The 12742-nt window shown below is 38.9% G+C and carries 10 protein-coding genes; 9 read left to right on the top strand and 1 reads right to left on the bottom strand.

Translation table 11 applies throughout. From position 1 onward, the window contains the following. The first annotated feature begins 42 nt into the window (after positions 1-42). The 9 genes from K2F45_RS03450 to K2F45_RS03410 all read left to right on the top strand — a co-directional run bounded on the left by K2F45_RS03450 (position 43) and on the right by K2F45_RS03410 (position 10379). Positions 43-2148: a peptidylprolyl isomerase gene (locus K2F45_RS03450; RefSeq protein WP_075990974.1), complete on the top strand. Its 2106-nt coding sequence runs from the start codon at positions 43-45 to the stop codon at positions 2146-2148. A gap of 61 nt (positions 2149-2209) precedes the next feature. After that, on the top strand, positions 2210-2731 hold the full coding sequence (locus K2F45_RS03445; protein WP_075990973.1) for a DUF2480 family protein: 522 nt from the start codon (positions 2210-2212) through the stop codon (positions 2729-2731). A gap of 118 nt (positions 2732-2849) precedes the next feature. Further along, positions 2850-3635, top strand: a complete 786-nt coding sequence (locus K2F45_RS03440) for a DUF3108 domain-containing protein (protein WP_070563318.1) — start codon at positions 2850-2852, stop codon at positions 3633-3635. A gap of 5 nt (positions 3636-3640) precedes the next feature. After that, a complete protein-coding gene (locus K2F45_RS03435; RefSeq protein WP_046672325.1) occupies positions 3641-4204 on the top strand; it encodes a DUF3109 family protein in 564 nt (187 codons plus the stop codon). A 50-nt stretch (positions 4205-4254) separates the two neighbouring features. Further along, the gene (locus K2F45_RS03430) at positions 4255-5226 is read left to right on the top strand and encodes a polyprenyl synthetase family protein (RefSeq protein WP_075990972.1); all 972 of its coding nucleotides are present in this window, start codon (positions 4255-4257) and stop codon (positions 5224-5226) included. A 1-nt stretch (position 5227) separates the two neighbouring features. Next, a complete protein-coding gene (locus K2F45_RS03425) occupies positions 5228-6280 on the top strand; it encodes a TerC family protein (protein ID WP_075990971.1) in 1053 nt (350 codons plus the stop codon). Positions 6281-6549: 269 nt separating this feature from the next. Further along, on the top strand, positions 6550-7737 hold the full coding sequence (locus K2F45_RS03420; protein ID WP_120333595.1) for a C1 family peptidase: 1188 nt from the start codon (positions 6550-6552) through the stop codon (positions 7735-7737). A gap of 111 nt (positions 7738-7848) precedes the next feature. After that, complete coding sequence (locus K2F45_RS03415) at positions 7849-9087, top strand: thioredoxin family protein (protein WP_248933008.1); 1239 nt, start codon at positions 7849-7851, stop codon at positions 9085-9087. A gap of 53 nt (positions 9088-9140) precedes the next feature. Beyond that, complete coding sequence (locus K2F45_RS03410) at positions 9141-10379, top strand: thioredoxin family protein (RefSeq protein WP_248933007.1); 1239 nt, start codon at positions 9141-9143, stop codon at positions 10377-10379. Between the two features lie 130 nt (positions 10380-10509). Here the strand turns inward: K2F45_RS03410 and K2F45_RS03405 are convergent, their stop codons facing one another. Next, a complete protein-coding gene (locus K2F45_RS03405) occupies positions 10510-12633 on the bottom strand; it encodes a prolyl oligopeptidase family serine peptidase (RefSeq protein WP_248933006.1) in 2124 nt (707 codons plus the stop codon). Positions 12634-12742 lie beyond the last annotated feature (109 nt).

The raw sequence follows: 12742 nt of genomic DNA, 5'->3' as shown, positions 1-12742 counted from the left end.
GAAATACAAGTATTTACACAATATAAACACAATAAGCAGACTATGGGATTAATGGGCTTTTTGCGTAACAAAGCTGGTGTCATCTTGACCGCGGCTATGGCTATCGCAATTTTAGCATTTTTACTAGGCGATGTCGTTCGAGGGGGAGCTCCTTTTTGGGCGAGACATCAAAATCGTGTAGGGGAAGTCAACGGAACTGAAATTGAATATCCTGCGTTCAGTAAGCAAGTTGAACAAACAGAGGAAATGTTCAAACAACAAATGGGCGGTGCAGTCACCCCTCAAATGCGGACCTACGCTGTTCAACAAGTATGGAATCAATTTTTGTCAAGAGAGATCTTGAAAAAGGAAATTGAAAAAATTGGTTTGACTGTCGGTAAAGACGAATTAAATGATTTAGTGCAAGGTAACAACCCTTCGCCTCAAATCGTTCAAGCCTTCACCAACCCACAAACAGGACAATTTGACCCGAGTCAACTGCGTGCTTTTATCACCCAAATGAACACATCAGGTAACCAACAAGTGGCTGAACAATGGGAAGAACTACTGAAAGGCGTTAGAGATGAGCGTTTAAGCAGCAAATATGGCGAATTGCTTTCCAATAGCGTATATGTTACTTCTTTGGAAGCAAACGAAGAATACCAAGAGCGTAATAAACTTGCAGACTTCAAATACATTCTTTTAGATTACGCTTCTGTTAAAGATGCTGATGCTAAATTGACTGATGCAGATTACCAAGAATATTATAATGAACATAAAAACATGTTCAAAACACAAGAGGAAACACGTGCGATTCAATACGTAATGGTGGATGCAAAACCTCTTGCGAAAGATTCATTGGCCGTAAAAGAGACGATCAACAAATTGAAACAAGATTTAATCGTTGCTAAAGATGACTCGTTATTTGCTTCGATCAATTCAGACAACAAATTTCCGTTTACTTATGTGAAAAAAGGACAATTGAGTCCTTCATTGGATTCAGTTGTATTCAATGTCGCTGCCGGAACAACAGTTGGACCTTTCTTAAACAACAATGCATTTGAAATCGCAAAAGTTGTTTCGACGATCGTAAGCCCTGACTCTGTGAAAGCATCACACATCCTATTGGATCCTGCTGCCGAAGGTGGAATGGATAAAGCATTGGCGAAAGCAGATTCTATCAAAGGTTTGATTCAAAAAGGAGACAATTTCGCAGCATTGGCCGTTCAGTTCAGCAAAGATCCAGAGAGCAAAACGAATGGTGGAGAGCTGGGTACTTTAACAAGAGGCCGTATGGCACCAGATCTTGAGACAGCCATCTTCGAAAGTAAAACAGGCGATATCAAAGTTGTAAAATCACAATATGGTGTCCATGTCATTAAAATTGAGAAACAATCAGGTAGTTCAAAATATGCTAAAGTTGCCATCATTGACAAAGTGATCAACAGTGGGAAAGAAACGTTGAACAATGCGCATAGCAAAGCGACAGCATTCTTATCTGCAGCTACAGCACAGAACTTTGCTCAGGAAGCGAAAAAACTTGGTCTAGAAGCAAAAACAGCCTCACGCGTAACAGCGATGGACAATGTACTAGATGGTGCCGAAGCTCCGCGTGATTTAATCAAATGGGCTTTCGAAGCGAAAAAAGGTGAGATTTCAGACAAAGTATTTGAGACTGAAACCTCTTATATCTTAGCAAGCCTGGTCGACATACAGCCTAAAGGAACCCTTTCCTTGGATGCTGTTAAGAAAGATATTGAACCTGCAGTAAGAAATATGGTTAAAGCTAAAATCTTGAAAGATAAATTTGACAAGGCTTTAGCAGGTACATCTTCTATTGATCAAGTTGCACAAAAAGTTGGTAAAGCAGCTATTCACGTTGAAAATGTTGTCTTCGCAAATCCAGTTATCCCTGGTGTTGCATTAGAAAACAAAGTAGTTGGTACTGTTTTTGGACTACAGCCAAACAAACCTTCCAAAGCTATTGAAGGTAATACAGGTGTATATGTTGTACAAGTAAATGGTTTTACCAATCCTGCCGCTATTTCGGATATCAACGGACAAAAGAAACAAATGCTTGCAGCAAAAGCACAACGCGCTTGGGGATCTATTTTCCGCGCATTACAAGACAAAGCTGAAATCATTGACAATAGAGTGAAATTCTTTTAAAAGATTTTTAAGTAAATTTGTAGCCGGACGAATTATCGTCCGGCTTTTTTTTGATGTAAATATGGATATTCAAACAAATATTGTCAACAAAGTTGCGCAAAGTGGGTTAGTCACAGTTGACTTGGCCAACTACCATCCTAAGGCAGACAATGTAGTATATGATATTAAGGATAATCTCTTCCATGGCTTGATTCTTAAAGAAAAGGACTTCCGCGAGTTCATTAAGACACACGACTGGTCGCAATACGCGGGTAAACATGTCGCCATTACGTGTACTGCCGATGCCATTGTTCCGACTTGGGCTTATATGTTATTGGCCAACAAATTGGAGCCCTATGCAACGACAGTTATTTTTGGGGATTCAGAAGAGTTATTACGCATTCAGTATGCTGCGGCAATTGAACAGATCGACATGGAACAATTTCGGGATCAACGTGTCGTTGTGAAAGGTTGTGGCGATACTTTTATTCCAGAGTCTACATTTGTACAGTTTACAGTAAAACTAAGTAAGGTTGCAAAAAGTATTATGTACGGTGAACCCTGTTCTACGGTCCCCGTATTTAAGCGGACACAGCCTAAATAAATCAGCTCAGAATTAAGTATAAGTCATCGTCCATGAACGTCTCATTAACTCCAAAAGTTAAATTTATTTGAATGAAATTAACATTTCTTTTTCAAACAAATTTCGTAAACTTACGTACATGAAACTTATATCGACTTTGCTCCTTTACTTATCCGTTATCGTAAGTACTGCTTTCGCTCAAGATTTACCGCATTTAAAAGAATCGGCATTTAAAGGTGGTGAGAAATTAAAATATAAACTCCGTTATGGCTTTATTTCAGCCGCAACAGGGACATTAACCGTTGAGGATACCAAGGACGGAGCTGGAAACCCTTCCTTTCATCTATATGCTGCCGGCAAAACAGCTGGCGCCTTTGCGATATATACCGTAAGAAATGAATACAATTCGTATATCAACAGCAAAACATTTTTACCGTATTATTATACAGAGAACATTCGTGAAGGAGGATATAGACGGAATGATAAGGTACGCTTCAACCAGGAGACAAATAGTGTTGTAGGTAATAAAGGGACTTTCAACTCGAAGGTAGATCAGACTTTCGACTTGCTTTCTTCCTATTATTTTGCCCGTAATCTAGATCTGTCGACTGTTAAACCAGGAGAATCTTTTAAGCTGACTTATTTTTTGAATGATGAGATTGCCACCTTAGGCATACAATATATTGGAATAGAAAAAATAAAAACAGAATTAGGCACTTTAGAATGTCTCAAATTCAGTCCTGAGATTAAACCGGGACGTATCTTTAAAAAAAATAGCAAGCTTTATCTGTGGGTAACCAATGATGGCAACCGTATTCCGGTCAAAGCCAATGTAGATATTCTCATCGGCTCGGTAACATTAGAATTACTCGAAGCCAGTGGATTAAAATACAAATTGGGACAAAAAGCAAGCTACTCAAAATAATTAGAATGATTGAAGTAGGAAATGTACTGGTGCACGAAGATCTAATCAACAATGACTTTGTGTGTAATTTATCAAAATGTAAAGGAATCTGTTGTATTGAAGGCGATTCAGGCGCCCCTTTATTGGAGAGTGAAAAGGCTATATTAGAGGAGATTTATCCCAAAGTAAAACCCTATATGACCGAGAAAGGTATTGAAGCGATTGAAGAGCAAGGGAAGTATGTTGTCGATGTTGATGGCGATCTAACGACCACCTGTGTCGATGGGAATAAAGAATGTGCCTATGTGACCTGGGAAAATGGCATTACAAAATGCGCTATCGAAAAGGCGTACGAACTTGGCGAAGTCCATTGGCGCAAACCCGTGTCGTGTCACCTCTATCCTATCAGGACAACACATTATCCCGAATTCGACGTACTTCACTATGACCGTTGGCATATCTGTAAAGATGCATGCTCATTTGGCAAAGAATTACAGGTACCTGTATTTAAATTTTTAAAGGATCCTCTCATCCGCACCTATGGTGAAGAATGGTACAAAAATCTTGAGAAAGCAGTCGAAGAGTTGTAACAAAATCACTATCTTTAAGCTTTAACTATTTTGGTATTTCACCCCAATTCATGTCAAAATTAAGAGAGATCCAACGCCCTATTGCCCACGAACTTGAGGCTTTTGAAAAAAAATTCAAAGCTTCAATGAAAAGCTCCGTCCCCTTGTTGGATCGTATTACACAATACCTGATCAAACGTAAAGGCAAACAAATGCGGCCTATGTTTGTGTTCTTTTCTGCTGGTATATGCAACGGAATTAATGAGTCCACTTACCGAGGAGCTGCTCTCGTAGAATTGTTGCATACCGCCTCACTCGTACATGATGATGTGGTGGACAATTCCTATGAACGCAGAGGTTTTTTCTCCATCAATGCATTATGGAAAAATAAAATAGCTGTTTTGGTGGGTGATTTTCTCCTGTCTAGAGGCCTGCTCCTTTCTGTAAAACATCAGGATTATCACTTGTTAAAAATTGTATCGGAAGCTGTGGATCAGATGAGCGAAGGTGAATTGCTTCAAATCGAAAAGGCCCGTAAACTGGATATTGAAGAATCTATTTATTTTGAGGTCATACGGAAGAAAACAGCGTCGCTGATTGCGTCTTGCTGTGCCTGTGGATCGGCTTCTTCCAATGCAGATCAGGAAACAATAGATAAGCTCCATCAATTTGGTGAAAAAATCGGAATTGCATTTCAAATTAAGGACGATTTGTTCGACTTTGGGTTAGATGATGTCGGCAAACCGCTCGGCAATGACATCAAAGAGAAGAAAATGACCTTACCGCTAATCTATGCCTTGAATCAAGTAACTTCAAGTGAAAAGCGTAGGATCATTAATTTGATTAAAAACCATAATGAGGATGCACACAAAGTGGCCGAAGTCATTGCCTTTGTCCGCCAGAGCGGAGGGCTCGAATACGCTACAAATAAGATGCTGGAATACCAACAAGACGCTTTCCGGATTTTGGAAGACTTTCCCGACAGTGAATACAAAGCGGGGTTGGAGCAGCTGGTAAAATATACAACAGAAAGAAAAAAATAAAATGAGTCACGAATTAATGTTTTTTGGCGGATTCCTCATCTTTATTGCACTTATGCTAGCAATAGATCTAGGCTTATTCTCCAAAGGCGACAAACCTGTTAGCCTAAAGATGGCTAGCATCATGAGCGCCATCTGGGTCTTATTCTCATTGGGTTTCTATTGGCTTCTTCGTCACTATGGATTTGAACTACACAACATCCATGACTTAGACCACCTTCAGGAAATCATTACCAAACACCACCACGATATTAAAATCATTCCGGGTGATTTAGCGGCGAGTCTCGAGCTCTACAACAAAAATCTTGGCCTGGAATATCTCACCGGTTATGTTGTGGAATATGCCTTATCCGTAGATAATATCTTTGTGATGGTATTATTATTCACTTCTTTTGGTATTCCGGAGCGCTATTACCATAAAGTTTTGGTATGGGGGATTTTGGGCGCAATCATTATGCGTTTTTTATTTATTTTCCTTGGCGCTACCCTGATTGCTAAATTCGGCTGGATTCTATATGTTTTTGGTGCTTTTCTGGTCTTTACAGGGGTAAAAATGTTTATCAACCGTAACCAGGAAGAAGAAGTAGATCCACAGAACCACCCAGTTGTTAAATTCGCTTCCCGATACTTTAAGGTAACACCAAAATTAGATGGCGGGCACTTCTTCCATGTAGAGAACGGAGTGAAATATATGACGCCACTATTTCTTGTATTACTGGTCATAGAATTTACGGATTTGATTTTTGCTGTGGATTCTATCCCTGCAATTTTCTCGGTTACCAAAGATGCCTATGTTGTATTTTTCTCCAATATTTTTGCCATACTTGGATTGCGGTCTATGTTTTTCCTTTTGGTCAATATTATCCACAAATTCCAATACCTCAAAGTAGGTTTAGCATTTTTGCTGGTCTTCATTGGTCTAAAGATGCTGCTGCATCACTGGTTGGCCGAAGTAGGTTTTACAACAACACATTCATTGATTGTTATTGTCAGCATACTTGCATTGAGTATTATTGCTTCACTGCTTTTTCCAAAAAAGCCTTCACCGGCCGATTAAGCGATTATTGAAAAGCTACCGGTGGTCATCGTTCGACAAAAAACACCGGTAATCAGCGCTAAATTATAAACGATACAAAACACCATGGTCAGAAAGAAATTTCTGACCATTTCTATTTGATGTTAACATTTCTTATATATCCTATTCTCCAACAAAAGATTAGCAAAAAAATAGTAGATTTTTAAGAACAATTATTTTACATAGGAATTTACCTTACTAAATTTAATTTATTTAATTTAGCACCACACTAAATTAACAAAATACTAACAATGAATTGGAATAAAACGATTGTACTAGCTGCTTCACTTTTCGCAGCTTCGTTCCAAGTACAAGCACAGGACAATTTGATCAATGCACTAAAAGCAAATCAAAATGACAATAGCAAATCTGGATTTACATTTACTGAAGTTATCAATCTAGGTAATACATCCATCAAAAACCAAGGTTCATCAGGTACTTGTTGGTCTTATTCAGGTAATTCTTTCCTGGAGTCAGAGATGATCCGTATGGGTAAAAAACCAGTTGAGATCTCCCAAATTTATACTGCGCGCAATACGTACTTAGACAAAGCTCGTACTTATGTACGCCTTCATGGTGGATTATCATTGGGTGAAGGTGGTCAATTCCATGATGTTTTGAACTCATTCCGTAAATACGGTACAATGCCGCAATCTGCTTACACAGGTCTTCACTACGGCACTACACGTAACAACTTTGGTGAAATGACAAATATGTTGGATGCGATGTTAGGAGCAGTAGTAAAAGGCAAAACATTAACGCCAAACTGGGAGAAAGCATATACCGCAGCGATGGATTCTTATCTTGGAGAAGTACCTGAGAAATTTGATTACAACGGTAAATCTTATACACCACGCACTTTTGCAGATCAGGTAATCGGTATCAATCCGGATGATTACGTTGGTATTGCTTCGGTAACTGACCATCCATACTATAGCCAATTCGTATTGTTGATTCCTGACAACTGGTCATTCGACCGTTTCTATAATGTTAAGATGAACGATTTAACGGACATCATTGACAATGCGTTACAAAAGGGCTATACTGTAGCTTGGGCAACTGACGTATCAGAAAAAGGTTTTTCTTGGAAAAACGGTGTAGCTTATGTGCCAGAAAAACCTTTCGAGGAAATGACAGATCAGGAAAAGTCAACGATGTTCGTTGGTCCTAAACCAGAGTTAAAAGTAACAGCGGAAGAAAGACAAAAAGCTTTCGACAACTGGCAAACTACAGATGACCACGGCATGCATATCGTAGGTCTTGTAAAAGATCAAAACGGAAAAGAGTATTACATCGTTAAAAACTCTTGGGGCACAACAAATGACTATCATGGTTATTTATATGCGTCAAAAGAATTTGTACGTTATAAAACAACTTCTTTGATGTTACATAAAGACGGTCTAACAAAAGATTTAAAATCGAAGATAAATATCAAATAAGCGATTTATCAGTCCACGAAAACACCTCTGAAATTAATACTTCAGAGGTGTTTTTGTTTTCAGATTAATTTAATAACTTAAACATAATTATGAATCTTTTGTTGAGTGAGTATGAGAAGTATAATCGCATTATGCCTTACAATTTTATTCGGGAATTTGGCTCAGGCCCAGACCAAGGGGGTGAAATTTGTAGAAGGGTTGAGTTGGAAACAAATAAAGGAGCGGGCACAAGCTGAGAACAAGTTTATCTTCGTAGAGCTATTTGCAACCTGGTGTGGCCCATGCCAATATATGAGCAATGAGATCTTTCCCTTAGAGCAGGTGGGGCAGCCAATTAATCAGAACTTCATTAGTGTTAGGGTACAAATGGATTCCACAGAGTCCGACAATGCCAATGTCAAAAAATGGTATGCCGATGCGCGTGCTATTTCCAATGAATACAATATTCAATCCTTTCCCACATTTCTTATCTTTAATCCCAATGGGCAAGCGGTACACCGGATTGTCGGTGCAAGTGACGCTCCCGAATTTGTCGGTCATGTGATGGATGGCCTTTATCCCGAAACACAGTATTACACGCTGTTAAAAAAATTCGAGAAAAGACCTCAAGATATTTACACAGCCAAGCAGATGCTGAAAGCAGCAAATATCGCTTACGATGAAAATACAGCACGAAAGGCAGAAAATACCCTAGCAAATTCATTGGGCACGGATGAACTATTCAAAAAAGAAAATGTCCATATTTTATTGGCGGCTGCCAAATTCACCAATTCAAAAGCTTTCAATCTTATTCGCAACAATAAAGAGAAAATTGATATTCTATTAGAGTCACCGGGTATTGCCAACCGCACCCTGGCAAATGTTGTCGTCAACGAATTATTTCAGATTAAAATAGATGCCAAACATGAACCCAACTGGGATAGTTATCAAAATGAACTTGCTGCAAAATATCCAGACGTCGATTTCGTTCCGATGTTCAAGAAGATAAAAGCACACTACTACCTTCAGGTGAAGAATTATGTCGCCATGAAGAATACGATCAATGATTACCTTTCGTCAGAAGATTTTACTCCACACCAATTAAATACCTTTGCCTGGACTATTTTTAACAATAGTAGCGATGCTGCATGTATTGAATCCGCGTTAAGCTGGAGCAAGAAATCCATCATTGAAGATCCAAGCAGTGCATTCTTGGATACCTATGCAAACCTACTCTATAAGAAAGGAGAAAAAGAAAAAGCCATAAAGTGGCAAAACAAAGCTATTGAAATGGCCAGTGAGGACGATCGTCCTATCTATCAAGAAACACTGGACAAAATGATGAAAGGAATAAAAACTTGGGAGAACTAACCTTATCCCGACCAATGCGAACGATTAAATTAAAAATCTAAAATACCAACATTATGAAAAAATTGATTTTAATGCTATTTCTAATTCCGACCCTACTGTTTGCGCAAAGCGAGGGAGTCAAATTTGAGCATGGGCTCAACTGGAGTCAGATTAAAGAAAAAGCGGCTAAAGAAAACAAATTCATTTTTGTAGACTGTTTTACAACCTGGTGTGGCCCTTGTAAATATATGTCGAGTACTATCTTCCCACAAGCTAAAGTAGGTGATTTCTTCAATGCAAAGTTTATCAATGCAAAAATTCAGATGGATAAAACCAAGAATGATAATGAAGATGTAAAATCATGGTACGAAGAGGCTGACCGTTTTGCCAAAGATTATAAAGTTAGGGCATACCCAACTTTTCTGATCTTTGATTCAAAAGGTACCCTTGTGCATCGTATCGTTGGTGGCGGTGAAGCGGACGATTTTATAGCGAAAGCACAAAAATCACTTGATCCAAATACACAATATGAAACGCTATTAGCAAAATTTAATGCCGACCCAACTAATGTAAACATTGCCAAAAGTATGGCTATGGCAGCCAAAGAAGCTTATGATCAAGAGACACAGGCAAAAGCGGAAGGAGTCGTATTAGCGTCCTTGACTACAGATCAAATCTTTACAAAGGAGAATATCAGTTTATTACTTTCGGCGGCGAATGTTGTCGATTCTAAGGCTTTTAATTTAATCAAAGATAACCCTGCTAAATTTGACGCCGTTAGTGAAAAAGTAAAAGCAAATGACTTCTTGTCCCAGCTGTTGGTTAGTAACGCCGTAAATACCAAAATCCGTGCAAAGGAAACGGTTGATTTCACAAGCATAGAAAAAGAATTGGCGCAAAAATATCCAACTGTCAATACAGAAAAAGCAAGTCTCGAAATGCAACCACGTTATTACGGTTATACCAAAAATTACCCGGGCTTAAGAGATAGCTTCAATAAATATATTGCAAAATACGGGGCGACCATCACAGCAGCGGAATTGAACAACATGGCTTGGTCTATTTTTGAAAACTGCAATGATCCTGCCTGTTTAAAAGCAGCAGCGGAATGGAGTAAATTGTCCAATGAGAAAGAAAAGGATGCGCCGATGTATCTAGACACTTTTGCAAACATATTGTATCGCCTTGGAGAAAAAGAAAAAGCAATTAAAACGCAAGAAAAAGCAATTTCACTTATCACAGATGCTACCCAAAAAGAAGAATATGTAGCGACCTTACAAAAAATGAAAAAAGGTGAAAAGACTTGGCAATAAGAAGATATTCTAATCGTCGATGAATAAAAAAGCCGCGGTCAATAACTTGATCGCGGCTTTTTTATTTATTGCTCTACAGACAGTGCTTTGAACCAACAGATAATGCATTGAGCATTGGAAAACTGTCTACTTACTTTAACTCTTTAATACCCATATTCCAGAGCGCGAAAGCATATTTATCAACTGTACTATTGATCAGAACTTCTGTTGACCGTCCCGCACCGTGGCCAGCTTTTGTCTCAATACGAATCAATACGGGGTTATCACAAGCTTGCTTTGCCTGCAGTTCGGAAGCAAACTTATAGGAGTGCGCCGGTACCACCCGATCATCATGATCTCCGGTAAAGACCATCGTCGCAGGGTAACAAACCCCAGATTTCACATTATGCACCGGAGAATATGCTTTCAGATAATCAAACATTTCTTTGCTATCACTGACCGTACCATAATCATAGGACCAACCTGCACCAGCTGTGAAGGTATGATAACGCAACATGTCCAAAACACCAACCTCAGGCAGTGCGACCTTGGCTACTTTGGGATCTATTGTCATTGTTGCCCCAACAAGCAAGCCACCATTGGAGCCCCCCGATAAAGCAGTATACTCGGGTGATGTATAACCATTCTCCTGAAGATAATGTGCCGCGGCAATAAAATCGTTAAATACATTCAATTTATTGAACTGTCTACCGCCATCATGCCATTTCTGACCATATTCACCGCCTCCGCGCAGATTCGGAACAGCATAAACACCACCATTTGCCAACCAAACCGCAACGGAAGTACTAAAGGCAGGTGTCAAGCTGATATTAAAGCCGCCATAGCCATACACAATCGTTGGGTTTTTCCCATTTAAGACAATCCCCTTTTTGTACGTAATAATCATCGGAACCTTAGTACCATCTTTGGATGTGTAGAAAACCTGTTTCGATTCATACTGATCGGAATCAAATTTCACCTTAGGTTTGATATAAAGTGTAGACTGCCCAGAATTTACGTCAAACTTATAACTTGAAGAAGGTGTAATGTAATTTGAAAAACCAAAATAGATTTCTTTTTCCTTTTTCTTACCCGAAAAGCCACTCGCCGTACCCACACCAGGCAATTCTATTTGCCGAATCTTTTTACCCGTATAATCGTATTGAATCACAACCGAAACGGCATCTTTCAAATAGTTTGCAAAAAGATAGCCTCCACCTGTACTGATCGAAAGTACATTTTCAGTCTCTGGAATAACATCTTTCCAGTTCTCCTTGGAAGGATTCTTCAAATCAACTTTTACCAAACGGTTGTTGGCAGCCTTGTAGTTCGTCTCCAATAAGAAACTATCCCCAATATTGTCAACGACACCTGTATTTGCGTCAAAATGATCTTGTAGGCAGACAATCTTGCCATTCGGTTGATTGAGATCTTGATAATAAAGTTCATTTCCTGTTGTCGTATTTGCAGCGGAAATAATCAGGTAACGTTGATCGTCTGTTAATGAAGCTCCTACATAACGTCTCGGTGTTGCAGGGCCACCAAAAATCAATTTATCTGTAGATTGGGCTGTTTTTAGTTTATGGTAGTATAATTTATGTTGGTCTGTTTTTTCAGAAAGTTCAGATCCTTTTGGTTTATCGTAACTCGAGTAATAAAAACCATCATTTCCTTTCCATGCAATACCGGAGAATTTGACATCCACTAGCGTTTCACCTACAGGCGACTTATCCTTGGCATTCAGTACAATGACTTTCCGCCAGTCTGATCCTCCTTCAGAAATAGAATAGGCGACTAAGCTGCCATCCTTTGAAAACGAAACATCGGCCAATGAAGTTGATCCATCTTTCGAGAATGTATTTGGATCCAAGAAAACTTCTTCTCCTCCCGTCTCCCCTAGTTTACGATAAAGCACAGCATGTTGCTGTAAGCCGTTATTCTTAAAAAAATAAGTATATGCACCTTCCTTAAACGGAGTCCCTATTTTTTCATAGTTCCATATTTCGGTTAATTGATCTTTTAATTTTGTACGGAATGGAATTGCATTTAAATAGTCAAAAGTCACTTTATTCTCTGCCTGTACCCAGTTTTTTGTCTCGGCTGAACGATCATCCTCCAACCAGCGGTAAGGATCTGCAACCTTTTCACCCCAAAATTCATCCACGACGGTTCCTTTATTTGTCTTCGGATATGTTAACTGTTGTCCATAACCGGTCGTCGCCGTACCTGCCATACCTATCATCATTAGAATAAGGCCAAAATTTTTGTTTATCATAAAAAATCGTCTACTTGTTTCAACCAACCTAAGTTTTATTCACTTAGCACCTGAAAATTCAATTTGAGTTGAATATAAATAAATTTATCGATCTCTTATCTTAAAATAT

The sequence above is a fragment of the Sphingobacterium siyangense genome, from assembly GCF_023277505.1.
Taxonomy (GTDB): Bacteria; Bacteroidota; Bacteroidia; order Sphingobacteriales; family Sphingobacteriaceae; genus Sphingobacterium; species Sphingobacterium siyangense.
This window is presented reverse-complemented; position numbering and strand designations above follow the sequence as displayed.